Origin of the sequence: Pseudoxanthomonas kalamensis DSM 18571, from assembly GCF_010211745.1 — a bacterium.
Lineage (GTDB): Bacteria > Pseudomonadota > Gammaproteobacteria > Xanthomonadales > Xanthomonadaceae > Pseudoxanthomonas_A > Pseudoxanthomonas_A kalamensis.
Map to the genome: position 1 here is coordinate 88,078 of NZ_PDWQ01000001.1, position 17,702 is coordinate 105,779.

19 protein-coding genes are annotated in these 17,702 nt (G+C 67.8%); 5 read left to right on the forward strand and 14 right to left on the reverse strand.

Going from position 1 to position 17,702, the window contains the following annotated elements:
• Positions 1-82: 82 nt before the first annotated feature.
• The 9 genes from xerC to CSC70_RS00460 all read right to left on the reverse strand — a co-directional run bounded on the left by xerC (position 83) and on the right by CSC70_RS00460 (position 9,051).
• On the reverse strand, positions 83-973 hold the full coding sequence (xerC, locus tag CSC70_RS00420; protein WP_162454668.1) for a tyrosine recombinase XerC: 891 nt from the start codon (positions 971-973) through the stop codon (positions 83-85).
• Between the two features lie 34 nt (positions 974-1,007).
• Positions 1,008-1,685, reverse strand: coding sequence for a DUF484 family protein (locus CSC70_RS00425; protein ID WP_162454669.1), 678 nt, complete (start codon positions 1,683-1,685; stop codon positions 1,008-1,010).
• A complete protein-coding gene (dapF, locus tag CSC70_RS00430) occupies positions 1,682-2,515 on the reverse strand; it encodes a diaminopimelate epimerase (protein WP_162454670.1) in 834 nt (277 codons plus the stop codon). The genes CSC70_RS00425 and dapF overlap by 4 nt, the downstream gene beginning before the upstream one ends.
• Before the next feature lie 10 nt (positions 2,516-2,525).
• Positions 2,526-2,714: an LPS translocon maturation chaperone LptM gene (lptM, locus tag CSC70_RS00435; protein ID WP_162454671.1), complete on the reverse strand. Its 189-nt coding sequence runs from the start codon at positions 2,712-2,714 to the stop codon at positions 2,526-2,528.
• A gap of 54 nt (positions 2,715-2,768) precedes the next feature.
• Positions 2,769-3,185 (reverse strand): YbaN family protein, encoded by a 417-nt coding sequence (locus CSC70_RS00440; RefSeq protein WP_162455298.1) that lies wholly within the window; start codon positions 3,183-3,185, stop codon positions 2,769-2,771.
• 128 nt (positions 3,186-3,313) lie between these two features.
• Positions 3,314-5,503 carry a S9 family peptidase gene (locus tag CSC70_RS00445; RefSeq protein ID WP_162454672.1) on the reverse strand — a complete coding sequence of 730 codons (2,190 nt, stop codon included), beginning with the start codon at positions 5,501-5,503 and terminating at the stop codon, positions 3,314-3,316.
• Positions 5,504-5,546: 43 nt separating this feature from the next.
• Positions 5,547-7,652 carry a prolyl oligopeptidase family serine peptidase gene (locus tag CSC70_RS00450; protein ID WP_162454673.1) on the reverse strand — a complete coding sequence of 702 codons (2,106 nt, stop codon included), beginning with the start codon at positions 7,650-7,652 and terminating at the stop codon, positions 5,547-5,549.
• 71 nt (positions 7,653-7,723) lie between these two features.
• Positions 7,724-8,008: a hypothetical protein gene (locus CSC70_RS00455; RefSeq protein WP_162454674.1), complete on the reverse strand. Its 285-nt coding sequence runs from the start codon at positions 8,006-8,008 to the stop codon at positions 7,724-7,726.
• A gap of 74 nt (positions 8,009-8,082) precedes the next feature.
• Positions 8,083-9,051 carry a helix-turn-helix transcriptional regulator gene (locus CSC70_RS00460; RefSeq protein ID WP_162454675.1) on the reverse strand — a complete coding sequence of 323 codons (969 nt, stop codon included), beginning with the start codon at positions 9,049-9,051 and terminating at the stop codon, positions 8,083-8,085.
• A gap of 174 nt (positions 9,052-9,225) precedes the next feature.
• On the opposite strand from CSC70_RS00460, the gene CSC70_RS00465 reads away from it, so the two are divergent.
• Both CSC70_RS00465 and CSC70_RS00470 read left to right on the forward strand, forming a co-directional pair.
• The gene (locus tag CSC70_RS00465; RefSeq protein WP_162454676.1) at positions 9,226-9,882 is read left to right on the forward strand and encodes a hypothetical protein; all 657 of its coding nucleotides are present in this window, start codon (positions 9,226-9,228) and stop codon (positions 9,880-9,882) included.
• A 124-nt stretch (positions 9,883-10,006) separates the two neighbouring features.
• Complete coding sequence (locus CSC70_RS00470; protein WP_162454677.1) at positions 10,007-10,720, forward strand: DUF481 domain-containing protein; 714 nt, start codon at positions 10,007-10,009, stop codon at positions 10,718-10,720.
• A 73-nt stretch (positions 10,721-10,793) separates the two neighbouring features.
• Here CSC70_RS00470 and hemC read toward each other — a convergent pair whose 3' ends face one another.
• The 4 genes from hemC to CSC70_RS00490 form a co-directional block, all read right to left on the reverse strand.
• Complete coding sequence (hemC, locus tag CSC70_RS00475) at positions 10,794-11,702, reverse strand: hydroxymethylbilane synthase (RefSeq protein WP_162454678.1); 909 nt, start codon at positions 11,700-11,702, stop codon at positions 10,794-10,796.
• 27 nt (positions 11,703-11,729) lie between these two features.
• On the reverse strand, positions 11,730-12,458 hold the full coding sequence (locus CSC70_RS00480; protein WP_162455299.1) for a LytR/AlgR family response regulator transcription factor: 729 nt from the start codon (positions 12,456-12,458) through the stop codon (positions 11,730-11,732).
• 132 nt (positions 12,459-12,590) lie between these two features.
• Positions 12,591-13,250 carry an alpha/beta hydrolase gene (locus CSC70_RS00485; RefSeq protein WP_162455300.1) on the reverse strand — a complete coding sequence of 220 codons (660 nt, stop codon included), beginning with the start codon at positions 13,248-13,250 and terminating at the stop codon, positions 12,591-12,593.
• 29 nt (positions 13,251-13,279) lie between these two features.
• A complete protein-coding gene (locus CSC70_RS00490) occupies positions 13,280-13,477 on the reverse strand; it encodes a rubredoxin (RefSeq protein ID WP_162454679.1) in 198 nt (65 codons plus the stop codon).
• A 67-nt stretch (positions 13,478-13,544) separates the two neighbouring features.
• On the opposite strand from CSC70_RS00490, the gene thiE reads away from it, so the two are divergent.
• Both thiE and hemL read left to right on the forward strand, forming a co-directional pair.
• Entirely contained in the window at positions 13,545-14,198 is a 654-nt protein-coding gene (thiE, locus tag CSC70_RS00495) for a thiamine phosphate synthase (protein ID WP_162454680.1), read from the forward strand.
• Positions 14,195-15,490, forward strand: a complete 1,296-nt coding sequence (hemL, locus tag CSC70_RS00500; protein WP_162454681.1) for a glutamate-1-semialdehyde 2,1-aminomutase — start codon at positions 14,195-14,197, stop codon at positions 15,488-15,490. The genes thiE and hemL overlap by 4 nt, the downstream gene beginning before the upstream one ends.
• Before the next feature lie 16 nt (positions 15,491-15,506).
• Here the strand turns inward: hemL and CSC70_RS00505 are convergent, their stop codons facing one another.
• The gene (locus CSC70_RS00505; RefSeq protein WP_162454682.1) at positions 15,507-16,727 is read right to left on the reverse strand and encodes an acetylornithine/succinylornithine family transaminase; all 1,221 of its coding nucleotides are present in this window, start codon (positions 16,725-16,727) and stop codon (positions 15,507-15,509) included.
• 83 nt (positions 16,728-16,810) lie between these two features.
• On the opposite strand from CSC70_RS00505, the gene CSC70_RS00510 reads away from it, so the two are divergent.
• Entirely contained in the window at positions 16,811-17,689 is an 879-nt protein-coding gene (locus CSC70_RS00510; protein ID WP_162454683.1) for an ion transporter, read from the forward strand.
• Positions 17,690-17,702 lie beyond the last annotated feature (13 nt).

The window sequence follows — 17,702 nt, forward strand, 5'->3', positions numbered from 1 at the left end:
CTCCGGAGTGTCGAAGCGATCTGGGGGCAGCGGCAGGGGATTCAAGGGCGGCCGCAGCGGAACAGAACGCGCGGTCCGGCGGTCAGCCCTTGTCCTTGCCGCGCCGTTTCGCCCGCGGATGGGCCTCGTCGTAGACCCGGGCCAAGTGCTGGAAATCCAGGTGGGTGTAGATCTGGGTGGTGGCAATGTCGGCGTGGCCGAGCAGCTCCTGCACCCCACGCAGGTCTCCGGAGGATTCGAGGATATGACTAGCGAAACTGTGCCGCAGCATATGCGGGTGCACGTGCTTGAACAGGCCCTGGCGCTGCGCCAGCTGCTTGATCCGGATCTGCACCGCACGCTGCGAGATCGGCCCGTCGCCGCGTCCCGGAAAGACGAAAGCCTCGTCGCCGGCCGCACGCTCCTGCCGCCACTCGGCCAGTGCCGCGCGCGCATGCGAGCCGACCGGGACGATGCGCTGCTTGTTGCCCTTGCCCAGCACGTTGACGAAGCCGCCCGCCAGATCCAGGTCGCGCCAGCGCAGGCCGCACAATTCGCTCAAACGCAGGCCGGAGGAATAGAACAGCTCCAGCAGGGCACGGTCGCGACGACCCAGCGGCGCGTCGGTCGGCACTTCGACCAGGCGCATCGCCTCGTCGGCATCGAGCACCTGCGGCAGCTTGCGCGCGGCCTTCGGCGCACGCACGCCAGCGGTGGGGTCGGCGGCGATGCGCCCGTGCCGCAGCAGCCAGGCATAGAAGCTGCGACAGGCCGACAATCGGCGCTGCAATGTCTTCGGCGACAAACCGCGACGGTGTTCCGAGGCGACGAAGGCGCGCACCTGCTCGGTGTTCAATCCGGCCAGATCGGCTTCACTCTGCGCATGCGACCAGTCCTGCAATGCGGACAGATCGCGCCGATACGCATCCAGCGTGTGCGCCGAGACCCGGCGCTCGACCTGCAGATGGGTCAGGAAGTCATCGACCGTGCCCATCCTGCACCGTCACCGGCAACGACGCGGCAAGCGCTCAGGCATTGAAACGCTTGAGTGCCGTAGCCAGCGCTTCGCCCATCATGCGCAGGAACAGCGTACCCATACCGGGATAGAAGCGATTGCCGTCCTGACTGCCCACCGCGACCAGGCCGACCACCGGCAGCGGCAACAGAGCGGTGGAATTGATCTCGCCGGCACGGTCGCCGTACAGCAGGGCGTTCTTGTCCGGGTGCAGGCGGCCGCAGATCGGCTCGCCGTCGTTGAGACAGTCGCGGAACGTGGACAGGTACGGGCTGGTGTGATCGACTACCTGCAGCCATTCGGTGTCTTCTTCCAGCCCCGACACCGGCTTGAACAGCACGATCCGGACCCGGTCGCCCTTGAAGTCCTCCTTCAGCGATGCCGCCATCGCCCGCACCGCGTCGGCGGCGTTGTCCTGCTTCAGCACCGACAGGGTCAGCTGGTGCGTGCGCACCGCCAGCCGCTCGTTTTCCTGCGCATTGGCGAACAGTTCGGTCAGCCGCCGCGACAGTTCACGGTTCTTGTCGCGCAGCACTTCCAGCTGGTAGCTGGCCAGCGACGCGGTCTGTCCTTCCTCGCGCGGCACCACCAGGCTCAACGCCAGGTCCGGGAACTGTTTCAGGAAGTTGGGATGCCGGCGCAGCCATGCGGCCACTTCGTGGGCGCCGAGTTTTTCCTGGGTGTCGCTCATGGGTGGAATTCCCCTTCGAATACGAATGCCGTTGGCCCGGACATGATGACCTGTGCGTCGTCCGCAGGCCAGCGGATACGCAAATCGCCGCCCGGCAGCGATATCGTGGCCTCGCGCCCGATGCGTCCCCGCCGCATCAACACCGCCGCCGCCGCGCAGGCGCCGCTGCCGCAGGCCAAGGTTTCGCCAACGCCGCGCTCGTAAACACGCAGGCGCACATGATCGCAGGCGACGATTTCGGCGAAACCTACGTTGACCGATTCCGGGAAGATTGCGTCCCCTTGCAGGCGACGGCCGATTGCATCAACAGGCGTCGAGGCGACGTCGGCCACCTCGATCACGGCATGCGGGTTGCCCATCGATACCGCGCCGAAACACAACTCGGCGCCATCGACGACAACGGCGTATTCGTCCTGCGCCTGCGCGAATCCGGACATCGGTATCCTGGCCGGCGCAAAGTCCGGCACGCCCAGTTCGATGGCGTATTCGCCATCGCCCAGCGCCTGTACCGCATGCGTGGCCACGGGACTGTCGATGCGGAAGGCATCCCCTACTGCCGCGCCGTCGCGCACCAGCCAGGCGGCGACGCAACGGGCACCGTTGCCGCATTGCTGCGAATTGGAGCCATCGGCATTCCAGATCCGGTACGACGCCACCGAACCGTCCGCGCGCGGCGTCTCGATGGTCAGGATCTGGTCGCAGCCGACGCCGAAATGGCGGTCGGCCAGCCGCGCAGCCAGGGCCGCATCCGGCGGCGGCGCACCATCGCGCAGGTCGAGCACGACGAAATCGTTGCCCGCCCCATGCATTTTGTCGAACTTCAGCCCCATGGCCGTGCCGTCAATGCCGCGCGGACGGAGTGTCCTGCGCGGTCGGCGCCGGTTCGGCTTCGCCCTCTGTCGCGTCGTCGGCCGGCACGACCGGTTCGACGGCCGGCTTCTCCGGCAGGAACAGCGGCCCCTTGGCGCCACAGGCGGCCAGCATGACCAGCAACAGGCCGGCGGAAAGGAAGCGGAGCGATCGATTCATGCGTGCCAGTATAGCCAGCCATGAATGAACCGCGCGGCCGGAGCTGCACTGCCGTCAATGCGGTTCCGGCCGTCGCCACAGCCAGACAGCCACTACGGCCATGCAGGTGATCGGGAGAGCACTCATCCACCAGCGGTGGCCGTCGATCCACAGCGGCAGGATCAGCAGGGTCGCGGCGCAGGCCAGCATCGTCCAGGTCGCCGCGCGCTTGGCCCGTCGCGACACCGCCCCCTGCGCCTGCCAGTCGCGGATGACCGGGCCGAAGCGGGGATGCGCCAGCAGCTGTCGATGCAGCCGCTCGGAACCGCGCGCGGCGGCATAGGCGGCGATCAGCACGAAGACCGTGGTCGGCAGCCCCGGCACGAAGATGCCGACGATGCCCGTGCCCAGGCTGGCATAGGCCAGCAGCCACCAGGCCCAGCGCAGGCGCGTCGGTCGCGGCGAAGCCGGATCGGAAGGCGGGTCATGCATGTCGGCCGGATCGGAAGGCATCTTCGACGGCAAAGGTAACCGCATCGCGCGCGGCCTGCTCGCGTCCACGACAAAAAAGAACGCCGGGTTGTCCCGGCGTTCGTTCGTTCAAACCGCCCGCATCCAGCTCACTTCGCGCCCGGGCCATCCACGCCGAGCTGGTCGAGCATGAAGCCGTACATCTCGGCCTGCTCGCGATAGCGGCGGAAGCGTCCGGACTTGCCGCCGTGGCCGGCGTCCATATTGACCCGGAACACCACCGGCTTGTCGCTGGTGTCCAGGTCGCGCAACCGCGCCACGTACTTGGCCGGTTCCCAGTACTGTACCTGCGAATCCCATAGCCCGGTGCCGACGAACATGGCCGGATAGTCCTGCGCACGCAGGTTGTCGTACGGCGAATAGGTCAGCATGTAGTCGTAGTAGGTCTTCTGCTCGGGGTTGCCCCATTCATCGTATTCGTTGGTGGTCAGCGGGATGCTGGGATCGAGCATGGTGGTGACCACGTCGACGAACGGCACCTGCGACAGGACCACCGCGTATTTCTCCGGCGCCATGTTGGCTACCGCACCCATCAGCAGGCCACCGGCGCTGCCACCGTAGGCGGCCACCCGGTTGCGAGCCGCATAGCCCTGTTCGACCAGGGCGTCGGTGACGTCGATGAAGTCGGTGAAGGTGTTGAGCTTGTGCAGTAGCTTGCCGTCCTCGTACCACTTGCGGCCCATCTCTTCGCCGCCACGGATGTGGGCGATGGCGTAGACCATGCCGCGGTCGAGCAGGCTGACCGTGGTGACGCTGAACCCCGGGTCCATCGAGGCGCCGTAGCTGCCGTAGCCGTATTGCAGCAGGGCGGCGCTGCCATCCTTGCGGAACCCCTTGCGGTAGACCAGAGAGACCGGAATCCTGGTGCCATCGCGGGCGGTCGCCCACAGCCGCTCGGTCACGTAGTTCGCCGGATCGTAGCCGGGGACCGGTTGCTGCTTCAGCAGCCGGCGCTCGCCGGTCCTGACGTTCAGCTCGTAGGTCGTCGACGGCGTGGTCATCGAGGTATAGCGGTAACGGAGCCAGTCGGTATTGCTTTCCGCATTGGTCGACAGCCCCATCGAATAGGCCGGCTCGTCAGCCTTGACGTATTCCTCGCCACCGCCGTCGCGAATGATGCGCAAGCGCTCCAGCGCGTTGGAGCGTTCGGCGACCACGGTGAACCCGTCGAACAGCTCGAAGCCTTCGACCAGCACGTCGTCGCGATGCGCCACCCAGTCGGTCCAGTCCTTGCGCGAGTTCGAGCCGTCGGCCGCGGTGACCAGCTTGAAGTTGGTCGCCGGCTTGCCGTCAGCGCCGGGGGCGTTGGTACGGATCGTCCAGTGGTCACCCAGATGGTCGGGGAGGTATTCGACGTCGCGTTCGCGCGGGGCCAGTACGGTGAATTCGCGCGGATCGGCGGCCGGTGCGTAACGGTATTCGCTGGACACCGTACTGCTGACGCCGATGACGATGTACTTGTCGTCGCGGGTGCGGCCGATGCCCATGTAGAAGCTGTCGTCCGGCTCCTCGTAGACCAGCGCGTCGTCGCCGGCGGGGCTGCCCAGCACGTGCTTCTTGACCCGCTTGCTGAGCAGGGTTTCCGGATCCTTGTCGACGTAGAACAGGGTGCGGTTGTCGTCGGCCCAGACCAGGTTGGGTTCGGCGTTGGCGATCATGTCCGGCAGCAGTTCGCCGCTTTCCAGATCCTTGAAACGGATTGTGTACTGGCGACGGCCGTTGGTGTCGTCGGCGTAGGCGAGCAGCCGGTTGTCCTGGCTGACCTCGTAATCGCCGACGTTGTAGTAATCCTTGCCTTCGCCGAGCGCGTTGACGTCCAGCAGCACCTGCTCACCGGCGAAATCGCCGGCCTCGTTGGCCTTCTGGATCGATAGCGCGTCCACGCCCGGGCCGTCCTGCCGGCGCGCGTGCACCGGGTAATCCTTGCCGGTCTCGAAGCGACTGTAGTACCACCAGCCACGCTCGCGGTACGGCACCGAGCTGTCGTCCTGCTTGATGCGGCCGACGATTTCGCCGTACAGCGTGTCCTGCAGCGGCTTCAGCGGCGCCAGCAGCTGGTCGGCATAGGCGTTCTCCGCCTTCAGGTAGGCCAGCATGGCCTTGTCCTCGCGGGCGTCGTCGCGCAGCCAGTAGTACTCGTCGTTGCGCTCGGCGCCGTGCGGCGCCTTGACCACGTGCGGCCGCTTTTCGGCGTCGGGAGGCGTGGCCGCAGCGGCCAGTACGGAGGTGACGGGAATGTTCATCAGTGCGATTGCGAACAGGAAGGAGGTCGGTTTCATATGGGGTCCGCTCGTGTCGGGACAACGGCCGGTTCCGCCGTTATCAGGGTTTGCCCAGTTGCTGCCACAGGAAGGTCAGGTAGAGCGCATCCATGTGCGCGGACTGGCGGTTGTTGGCTGCGCCGCCGTGGCCGCCCTCGATGTTTTCGTAGTAACGCACGTCTTTTCCGGCCGCGGACATCTTCGCCATCATCTTGCGCGCATGGCCCGGGTGCACGCGATCGTCGCGGGTCGAGGTCAGCAGCAGGGTCGGCGGGTAGTCGCGCTTCGGATCGAACAGGTGATACGGGGAGAAGCTGCGGATGAACTCCCAGTCGGCCGTGTCGGGATCGCCGTATTCGGCCATCCACGAGGCACCGGCCAGCAGGTGGCTGTAGCGTTTCATGTCCAGCAGCGGCACCTGGATGACCACCGCGCCGAACAGTTCCGGATACTGGACCAGCATGTTGCCGGTCAGCAGGCCGCCGTTGCTGCCGCCGCGGATGCCCAGGCGCTTGGGCGAGGTCACCTTGCGCGCGATCAGGTCCTGCGCGACCGCAGCGAAGTCCTCGTAGGCCTTGTGCCGGTTGGCCTTCAGCGCGGCCTGGTGCCAGCGCGGGCCGTATTCGCCGCCGCCGCGGATGTTGGCCACCGCGTACACGCCGCCGCGCTCCAGCCAGCCCTTGCCGATGCCGCCGGAGTAGCCCGGCGTCAGCGAAATCTCGAAGCCGCCATAGCCGTACAGCAGGGTCGGGGTGTCGCCGTCGTAATGCAGGTCCTTCGGCCGCACCAGGAAATACGGGATCCGGGTGCCATCCTTCGAGGTCGCGAAGTGCTGCTCGATGACGTGCTTCGAGGCGTCGAAGAACGCGGGCATCGACTTCAGCACCTCCAGCGCATCGGCCGGGCCGCCGGCCTCGGCCAGGACCAGCGTGGTCGGGGTCAGATAGTCGGTGACGGTCAGCCAGATCGCATCGCTTTCGTCGGCATCGACCGCAGAGACGCTGGTGGTGCCGTTGTCGAGCGAACCGACCTGCATCGGTGCCGACGCCCACTTGCCGTCGGCGTAAGTCAGTACGCTCAGCTTGTTCTTCACGTCCTCCAGCACGTTCAGAACGATGTGGTTGCGGGTCAACGTGACGCCGGCCAGCGAGGTGCGCTCGGTCGGTTCGAACAGCACGTCGAAATCGCGCATGCCGGCCATGAAGTCGTCGAAGCGGGTTGCCAAGTACGAACCTGCGGCATAGGTCTTGCCGCCCACCGTCCACGGCTCGCGCAGCTCCAGCGTCAGCCATTCGCGGTACACGCCCTTGTTGGCCGAATTCGGCGCGTCGATCCGGGTCAGCGCGCCGTCGGCGCCGCGCAGGAACAGCTCGTCGTTGTAGAAGGCCAGCGTGCGGCTGACGAAATCGCGTTCGAAGCCGGGAGTGTCGTCATGGTAGGCGGCGATGTACATGTCGTCGGGCCCGCCTTCGTAAACGACCTTCGCGTCAGCCAGCGGCGTGCCGCGCTTCCATTCCTTGACGATGCGCGGATAGCCGGAACTGGTCAGGCTGCCGTCGCCGAAATCGGTGAAGACGTACACACTGTCCTCGTCGATCCAGCCGAGCCCGCCCTTGGCCTCCGGGCGGAAGAAGCCGTCCTCCACCCACTCCTTCTTCGACAGGTCGAATTCGCGGGTCACGTCGGCGTCGGCGCCGCCGCGCGACAGGGAAATCAGGCAGCGGCGGTAATCCGGCTTCAGGCAGCTGGCACCGTGCCAGACCCAGTTCTCGCCCTCGGCGGCGTTCAGCGCATCCAGATCGAGCACCGTTTCCCACTGCGGCTGCGGCTTGCGGTATTCGGCCAGCGTGGTGCGGCGCCAGATGCCGCGCTCGTGCTGCTTGTCGCGCCAGAAGTTGTAGTACCAGTCGCCCTGCTTGTAGACGCCGGGGATCTTGGCGTCGGAGTCATAGATGGCCAGCAACTCGGATTCCAGTTGACGGAATTCCGGGGTCGCGGCCAGTTCGGCTTCGGCCTTGGCGTTCTGCTCGCGAACCCAGTCCAGCGCCTTGTCGTCGGTCACGGCTTCCAGCCACTGGTACGGGTCGGACACGGGGGGCTCCTGAGCAGGGGCGGCGCCCGCCGCGGCAAGACCGGCCAGCAGCAGCGAGGAAGACAGCTTGATCATGGATCGACACCGCGGGAAATGGACAGCCTTTCACGCTATCACAGCGACCCGCCCTTCCCACCTGCCGAAGGTCAGGCCACCCTGATCGGAACCAGCCGCCGGGCCTGCGGGAGGCGGCCTGCGGCGGCGCGGCGAACCGGCAGCCGGAACCGATACAGCGCCCACCAGGCGCTGGCCGGCATCCCGACCAGCCACAGCGGCCACCAGCCGAAGACTTCGCTATGGCCCCGCGTGGCCGGCAGCACCGCGACCAGGGCCAGGCCGGTCAGGGTCAGGGCACACAACGCCTGCGTCAGGCGCGGACAGGGCGAGGAGACGTGGCGGGAATGGCGACGGTGCGGAACAAGGCGGGGCATGGCGACAACTCCGGCGGCGATGTTGCGCACAGCGTGCCTGCCGGTCATCTCACGGGTTGCGACGGTCGCCGCGATCAGTGCTCGTAGTTGCCCAGCGCCAGTGCCAGCAGCGACTTGGCCTGTTCGCGCAATACCGGCGGGGCGACAATCTCGGCATCGGCGCCGTAGTGCAGCACGTCCATCAGCAGCTCGCGCGAGGCGCTGTACGGCACCTTCAGTTCGTAGCGGCCGTCGGGCAGGAAACGGCCCTGCTGCTTCGAATGCCACTGCTCGTCGGCCACCCAGCGCGCCGCCTTGGCGCTGAACACGATGGTCGCCCAGCCTTTCGGCTCGCCGGAAAAGATGCCGTAGCTGGAGGCCAGATGCTGGCTCAACTGCTCGCTGCCGATGTCGGTAGTCGTTTCGTCGAGCATGCGCGCCTGACTGATGCGGTCGGCGGCGAAGCTGCGCAAGCCTTCGCGCTCGTGGTCCCAGGCGTCCAGATACCAGTTGTCGCGGTAGTGGGTGATCCGCTGCGGCGATACCGTGCGGCGCGTGCGTTCGTCGGTGGAGCGCGCGCGGTATTCGAACTGCAGCCGTCGCCGCTCCAGCACCGCCGCGGCAACGGTGCGGAACCCGGCCTCGTCGAGTTTGCGGCCGCGATGCGGGATGACCCGCACCCGCTCCACCGGCCATTGCGCGACCCCGGCGTGGTCGGCCAGCAGGCTCTCGATACGCTTCTGCAACGGCGCCAGCGCGCTGGACAGCACGCCGCCGGTGGTGCGCGACAGCAACTGCTGCGCCGCCAGCAGGGCGTACAGCTCTTCCGAACTCAGCCACAGGCCGGGAAGTTCGAACCGGTCGCCCTCGCCGGCCGCATAGCGGAAGCCGGCCTCGCCGTCGCCTTCGATCGGTGCCATCAGCGCGTCGCGCAGATAGGCCAGGTCACGATAGGCGGTGGCCCGCGAGCACCCCAGTTCATCCTGCAGCCGTCGCACCGTGACCGGGTAGCGGGCGGCCTTGAGGATGCGGTGCAGTGCGGTGATGCGCTCGATCTTGTCCATGTCCCGGGCCCGCGGTCGTCTGCGGCCATTATGCCGGGGCATGGCCGTTTCCGCCGCACCGCTGCGTTGGCCGTGTCAACGGGGATTGCATTCGTTCGGTCCGGGGAAGGCGCCGCTTTCAGGCGCCCGACGCGGCCGTGCGCCGCATCCGCTGCTCCTCCACTGGAGAGATCCATGCCTCGCCTGCCGCTGACCGTGATCTGCACCGCCTTGCTGGCCGCCGCCTGCCGGCCCAGCGGCGATGCCGCCCTGCCGGCGACGCAACCCGCCGAAGCCGGGGCCGCGGCAACGGCCGTCGCCCCTGCGACGGATCCGGTCGCGGACGATCCGAAGCAGAAGGTCGCCGCATCGATGCAGGCCTTCCTCGGCGTGGACAGCTTCCACGCCATCATGGTCATGGAAGGTCCGCAGTCGATGACCAGCGAACTGGACTACGTGGCGCCGGACCGCTACCGCATGTCGATGCCGATGGGCACCCAAGTCATCATCGGCAACACCATGTACCTGCAGGCCGACGGACAGAAGGTGACCCTGCCCCTGCCCCTGCCCAGGGACAGCCTGAACCAGTGGCGCGATCCGCTGAAGCTGGAAGAAAACCGCGCCCGGCTGGAAGTGTCGGACCTGGGCAAGGACGCCGTCGAGGGCCAGCCCGCGCACAAGTACCGGGTCGGCCATGGCCCATCGCAAAACGAAGAGCTCACGCTCTGGATCGCCGAGGACGGCCTGCCGCTGCAACTGGTCAACACCGGCCAGGCGCAGGGCAAGCCCTACCGGATGACGATCCGCTACGGCCGCTACAACGATCCGGACATCCGCATCGACTCGCCCTGAGTCCGGACCCGATCGACCCGCATCGGGCCGGCAACGTTTCGGCCCGATTCACCCGCAATGTGAAGAATGGCGGCCCACGCCGGCGTCCTGCCGGCGTTTTCCCCCATTCTTCACGGAGTTACGCATGCGTCAGCATCTGGTTCTTGCCCTTCTGGCCGCGATGGCCGCCCCTGCCATCGCGCAGGCCGAGGACACCCAGGACTGGAGCGGACAGGGCGAACTGGGCCTGGCCGTTTCCAAGGGCAATACCGACAGTTCGACCCTGGTCGGCAAGCTCAACCTCGGCAAGGAGGCCGGCAGGTGGAAGAATGCATTCGGCGCCTCGTTCCTGTACGGCGAGCAGGACGACGTCGAAAGCGCCTACCGCTACGAGCTGTACGGCACCAGCGGCTACCGGCTGGGCGATCGCAGCTACCTGTTCGGATCGCTGCGCAACGAGCGCGACCACTTCACCGCCAACGAATACCAGTGGACCGCCGCCTTCGGCTACGGCTACGAGGCGATCAAGAACGACGCCACCCACCTGACCTTCGAGATCGGCCCCGGCTACCGCTGGGCCAAGTTGCAGGACGTACAGATCCACAACAACGAGGCGGTGCTGCGCGGCTTCATGGATTTCGGCCACCAGCTGACCGAGACCACGTCGATCTACGACACCCTGCTGATCGAAGCCGGCTCGGACAACACCTACGCCAAGAACGACCTTGGTCTGCAGGTGCAGATGACCGAAGCACTGGCGCTGAAAGCCGGACTGGAAGTGCGCCACAACACCGACGTGCTGCCCGGCACCAAGAAGACCGATTCGCTGACCACGCTGAACGTGGTTTACGGCTTCTGAGCATTGCCGGCACGGCAGGATGGAAAACGCCGCCCTCGGGCGGCGTTTTTCGTTGCCCGGCCATTTCCGCCACTCAAGCCTGGGCCAGCAATTCGCCTGCGCCCTGCGCCAGCAGCATTTCGGCCAGCCGGCGGCCCAACGCATCGGCCTCGTCGCCGGTGGCTTCGGCGCGCACCAGACGGCCGTCGGTAGCGGAACCGACCAGCCCCTGCAATTGCAGCCCTGCCGGTGATTGCATCGTATAAGCCGCCACCGGTACATGGCAGCTGCCGTGCAGAGCCAGGTTCATCGCCCGCTCTGCCGCCACGCATCGCCGGGTCGGTGCATCGTCCAACTCGGCCAGCAGCGCCTTGGCGGCAGCATCGTCGCTGCGGCATTCCACCGCGATGGCGCCCTGCGCCGGCGCCGGCAGCCAGTCGGGCGCGTCCAGACGCTGGCGGATGCGCGCGCCGAATCCCAGCCGCTGCAGGCCCGCGCAAGCCAGCACGATGGCGTCGTACTCGCCGGCGTCCAGCTTGGCCAGCCGCGTGTTGACGTTGCCGCGCAGGTCCAGCAATTGCAGGTCGGGACGCCGCGCGCGCAACTGCGCCTGCCGGCGCAACGAGGACGTGCCCACCCGCGCGCCGTGCGGCAGCGCGTCCAGCCCGGCGTGGTCGTTGCTGACGAAGGCGTCGGCGTGATCGGCGCGCGCCAGCACCGCCGGCAGGGCGAAGCCGGGCTCCAGTTCCATCGGCACGTCCTTCAGCGAATGCACCGCGCAGTCGGCTTCGCCGCGCAGCATCGCCAGTTCCAGTTCCTTCAGGAACAGGCCCTTGCCGCCGATCGCCGCCAGCGACCGGTCCAGCACTTCGTCGCCGCGGGTGCTCATCGGCACCAGCACGACCTCCAGTCCGGGCCGTGCGGCGCGCAGGCGTTCAGCGACGTGTTCGCTCTGCCACAGGGCGAGCGGGCTCTTGCGGGTGGCGATGCGCAGGATCTGCATCCCGCCATTATGCCGTCGCCGGCGGGCTCAGAGGTGGCGCAACGCTTCCCGCAACTGGGTCACGCAGCGACGGCTGACCTCCAGCGGCTGCTCGCCGTGGCGCAGGATGGCATGCACGCGACCGTCGGGATTGCGCCTCAGCTCGACCAGTTCGTGCCGCGCCACCAGGCAATTCCGATGGATGCGCAGCAATCGCGGACCGAATTCCTCCTCCAGCGATTTCAGCGACTCCTCGATCAGATCCTCGCCGCGCGCATGGTGCACCACCACGTATTTCTCCTCGGCCTGCAGGTAACGGACCTCGTCGACCGGTATCAGGCGCATGCTGCCGCGCAGGCGCGCACACAGATGGGTGCGCGGCGGCTTGCCCGCCACCGGCACCTGCTGCTCGCGGCCGGCGATGAACACGCGTGCGCGCTCCAGCGCCGTCGCCAGGCGGTCGGCGCGCACTGGCTTGACCAAGTAATCGATCGCCGCCGCCTCGAATGCCGACAACGCATGCTCGTCGTAGGCGGTACAGAAAATCACCGCCGGACGCGGCTCGAACGCGGCCAGATGGCGTGCCACCTCAAGCCCGTCCATTCCCGGCATGGCGATGTCCAGCAGGACCACGTCCGGCTGGAACCGCGAACAGGCCTGCAACGCGGCCTCGCCGCCGTCGGCTTCGGCGACCACTTCCGCGTCCGCACATGTACCCAGCAGCGAACGCAGGCGTTCGCGCGCCAGCGGCTCGTCGTCGACGATCAGGACCTTCATCGTCGTGTGCATGGCGACGGCTTGCACGGCAGATCCCCTCCCGATGGCGCCCGGCGACCGGTTGGGCCGCTCGTCGCATAGTAGCCATGGCGGACGCCGCAAGCCAATGCGCGCGCAGTGACGGACCGGGAATCAGCTGGCGAAGCGCGCCGACATCCAGTCGCCCAGGTCGCGGATTTCCTCGGCGCAGACCTGGTGCGCCATCGGATAGCTGTGCCACTCCAGGGCGTAACCGGCGTTCCGCATCGCCTGCGCGCTGCGCTCGGCATGCAGTTGCGGAATCACCGGATCGCCGCTGCCATGGGCCATGAATACCGGCTGCGCCAACGACGCCGGCGCGAGGAAGCTGTCCAGCACGTCCATGCCCGGCAGATAGGTCGACAACGCGATCAACCCCGCCAGCGGCTGCGTGCGTCGCGTACCCAGGGCCAGGGTGATGGCGCCGCCCTGCGAGAAGCCGGCCAGCAGCAGGCGCGAAGGCTCGACCCCGCGCTGCCGTTCGCGTTCGATCAGCGCCTCGACCTGGGCCATCGATTCGTCGATCCCGGCGGCATCGGCGCGGGTGGCGAAATCCATGCCGACGATGTCGTACCAGGCGCGCATGCGGTAGCCGTTGTTGATGGTCACTGCCCGCACCGGCGCGTGCGGGAACACGAACCGCAACGCCGGCCAGTCCTGCCGCACCAGTTCCGGCACGATCGGGGCGAAGTCGTTGCCGTCGGCGCCCAGGCCGTGCAGCCACAGCACCGTCCATTGCGGGTCGGGGCCGGTTTGCAACTCGACGGCGTCCAGCCATGCCGTCGCGGAGGGCTCGTTCGCACTCAAGCGAGCATCTCCATCTCGAAATCTTCCTTGGTCGCGCCGCAGTCGGGACAGGTCCAGGTGTCGGGCACGTCTTCCCAGCGGGTGCCGGGGGCGATGCCCTCTTCCGGCAGGCCGTCCGCTTCGTGGTAGACGAAACCGCAGACCACGCACATCCAGCTGCGGTAGGTGTTGACGCTATCGGTGTCTTCGCTCATTCGGGGGGATAATGGCAGGCGTGAGCCCGCATTGTCCCATCCCGCGCCCCTGCACCGGAAGCCATCAATGAACCGATGCGCCGCCAATGTCCGCGGGCTGTACCCGATCACCCCCGACGAAGCCGACACCGCGCGCCTGCTGGCGCGCGTGGCGCCGCTGCTGGATGCCGGCATCGCTTGGCTGCAGTACCGCAACAAGGCGGCCGACGCCGGTTTGCGGCGCGAACAGGCCACGGTGCTGCAGGCGCTGTGCGCAAGCGCCAATGTCCCGCTGATCGTCAACGACGACTTCGCCCTGGCCCACGCGGTCGGCGCGGCAGGCGTGCATCTGGGCGAAGACGACGGCGACATCGCCGCGGCGCGGCAGGCACTGGGCCCGGACGCGATCATCGGCGCGTCCTGCTACGACGACATCGGCCGCGCCCACCGCGCGGTTGCCGCCGGCGCCAGCTACGTGGCCTTCGGCGCGTTCTTCCCCACCACCACCAAGACGACTACCCGCCACGCCGATCCGCGCCTGCTCGCCGAAGCAGCGGCGCTGGGCGTGCCGCGGGTGGCGATTGGCGGCATCACCCCGGCCAATGCCGCGCCGCTGGTGCAGGCCGGCGCCGACCTGCTGGCGGTGGTTGCCGGCGTGTTCGCCGCCGCCGATCCGCTGTCGGCGGTGGCCGCCTACCATGCCTGTTTCGATTCGAACCGACCCCTGGATTGCCCGACATGAACCACGATCGCTCCCACGCCCTGTTCGCCCGCGCGCAGCAACTGCTGCCCGGCGGCGTCAACTCGCCGGTCCGCGCCTTCAAGTCGGTCGGAGGCGAGCCGTTCTTCGTGCAACGCGCCGAAGGCCCGTACCTGTTCGACGTGGACGGCAACCGCTACATCGACTATGTCGGTTCGTGGGGGCCAATGATCGTCGGCCACAACCATCCGGCGGTGCGCGAAGCGGTCGAGAAGGCGGTGCGCGACGGCCTGTCGTTCGGCGCGCCGTGCCCGGCCGAGGTGACGATGGCCGAAACCATCGCCCGGCTGGTGCCGTCCTGTGAAATGGTGCGGATGGTCAATTCCGGCACCGAGGCCACGCTGTCGGCGATCCGGCTGGCGCGCGGTGCCACCGGACGCGGCCGGATCGTCAAGTTCGAAGGCTGCTACCACGGCCACGGCGACTCGTTCCTGGTCAAGGCCGGCAGCGGCATGCTGACCCTGGGCGTACCGACCTCGCCGGGCGTGCCGGCCGGGCTGAGCGAGCTGACCTCGACGCTGAGCTACAACGATTTCGACGGCGCGACCCAACTGTTCGACGAGATCGGCGGCGAAATCGCCTGCGTGATCGTCGAGCCGGTGGTCGGCAACGCCAACTGCATCCCGCCGCGACCGGGTTACCTGCAACACCTGCGCGAACTGTGCACCCAGCACGGCGCGCTGCTGATCCTGGACGAGGTAATGACCGGCTTCCGGGTGGCGCTGGGCGGCGCGCAAGCCCATTACGGGGTGACACCGGACCTGACCACGTTCGGCAAGATCATCGGCGGCGGCATGCCGGTCGGCGCCTACGGCGGTCGCCGCGAGCTGATGCAGCAAATCGCGCCGGCTGGCCCGATCTATCAGGCTGGAACGCTGAGCGGCAACCCGGTGGCGATGGCGGCCGGACTGGCGATGCTGGAGCTGATCCAGGCGCCCGGCTTCCACGAATCGCTGTCGCGCAGCACCGCCACCTTGTGTGCGGGACTGGAAGCCGCGGCGAAGGATGCGGGCGTGCCGGTAACGACCAATCAGGTCGGGGCGATGTTCGGCCTGTTCTTCACCGGCGAAAAGGTCGAAACCTATGCACAGGCGACCGCTTGCGACATCGCCGCCTTCAACCGCTTCTTCCACGCCATGCTGGAACATGGCGTGTTCCTGGCGCCCTCGGCCTACGAGGCCGGCTTCGTCTCCAGCGCGCACGACGATGCCATCGTCGCGGCCACGCTGGAGGCCGCGCGCGCGGCGTTCGCAGAGGTCGCCGCGAACCGGTAACCGTTTCCCGCTGCACTCAGCGGCCGGCGAACCCGGCCATCGCCGTGCGCAGCCGTGCCAGGCCTTCGGCCACGTCGGCATCGGCGATGGTCAGCGCCGGCACCAAGCGCAACACGTCCGGGCCGGCCTGCAGCAGCAGCACGCCGGCATCGCCGGCCAGCGCCATCATTTCGGCGGCGCGGCCGGCGTATTCGGGACGCAGCACCGCGCCCAGCATCAGTCCGCGCCCGCGCACTTCGGAGAACACGCCGAACTCTTCGTCGATCTTCAGCAGGCCCTCGCGCAGCGCCTGCGACTGCGCAGCCACGTTGGCCACGATCTGCGGCGAGGACAGTTCGCGCAACGCCGCGCGCGCGACCGCCGCGGCCAGCGGATTGCCGCCGAAGGTGGAGCCGTGGTCGCCGACCTGCATGACGTCGGACACCTTCGGCCCGGCCAGCATCGCCCCGACCGGAAAACCGCTGCCCAGCGCTTTGGCCAGGGTAACGATGTCCGGTTTGACGCCGTCGTGCCAGTGGGCGAACAGCGGCCCGGTGCGGCCCATGCCGCACTGGATTTCGTCCAGCACCAGCAGCGCGTCGTGACGGTCGCACAGCGCGCGCACGCCAGCCAGGAAGCCCGGCGCGACCGGCATCACCCCGCCTTCGCCCTGCACCGGCTCCAGCATCACCGCAGCGACGTCGCCGCCGGCCATGACCGCTTCCAGCTGCGCCAGGTCGTTGAAATCGACGTAGCGGAAACCGGCGGGCAGCGGCTCGTAGCCCTGCTGGTATTTCGGCTGCGCGGTCGCGGTGACCGTTGCCAGGGTGCGGCCGTGGAAGCTGCCCTTGAAGGTGACGATGACCCGCTGCTCCGGCGCCCGGCCGAGTGCGGCGGCGCGTTTGCGCACCAGCTTGATCGCGGCCTCATTGGCCTCGCCGCCCGAATTGGTCAGGAACACCCGGCTGGCGAAGCGCGAGGCGGCCACCAGTTCGGCGGCCAGCCGCAGCGGCGGCTCGCTGTGGAAGACGTTGCTGGTATGCCACAGCTTGCCGGCTTGCTCGGTCAGCGCGGCCAGCAGGGCCGGATGGCCGTGGCCCAGGCTGCACACGGCGATGCCGGCGGCGAAATCGACGTACTCGCGGCCTTCGACATCCCACAACCGCGAACCCTGGCCGCGGTCCAGCACCATCGGGCGTTGCCGATACACCGGCAGGTAGTTCTCGGACAACGGCAACAGCGATTCGGTGCGGTTCATGGCGACGTCTGCGGCAAGGGAAACGAAGGAAGGAGCAAGCTGCCAATTCTGACGCATTCCGGCGCATCGGGCACAATGCGCCGATGCGTCCCCTGTCCGCCCCCCAGCTCAACCCGGCCCGTGACACCGGCTGGCGCCGGCGCTGGTTCGACATCATCTACCGCCACGACACCCCGGCCTCGCGCAATTTCGACCTGCTGCTGGTGTGCGCGATTCTGCTCAGCGTAATCACCGTGATGCTGGACAGCGACCCGAGTATCCACGCGCGCTGGGCGCCGTGGCTGTACGTGGCCGAGTGGGTGTTCACCGCCCTGTTCACCGCCGAATTCGCCCTGCGCCTGCTGGTGGTCAAGCGCCCGCTGCGCTACGCCACCAGCATCTGGGGCGTGATCGATCTGGTGTCGATCCTGCCGACCTATCTGTCGCTGCTGCTGCCCGGCGCGCAGCACCTGCTGGTGATCCGCATCCTGCGCATCCTGCGCCTGTTCCGCATCCTCAAGCTGACCCGCTACGTCGAGGAAAGCAGCGTGCTGATGCGCGCCATGTGGCGCAGCCGGCGCAAGATCCTGGTGTTCCTGTTCACCGTGCTGACCATCACCGTGATCGCCGGCGCGCTGATGCATCTGGTCGAAGGTCCGGAACACGGTTTCGTCAGCATCCCGACCAGCATGTACTGGGCCATCGTCACCATGGCCACGGTCGGCTTCGGCGACCTGGTGCCGCAGACGCCGCTGGGGCGGATGATCACCTCGGTGCTGATCCTGATCGGCTACAGCATCATCGCCGTGCCGACCGGCATCTATACCGCCGAACTGGCCACCAGTCTGCGCGAAGAACAGCACCGTCACCGCCACGACATGCGCGGTTGTCCGGACTGCGGGCTGGAAGGCCACGACCCCGATGCGCGCTTCTGCCGTCAGTGCGGCGGCACGCTCCCGGAACCGATGAACCGGGTCGACTGAACGCGCCGGACGG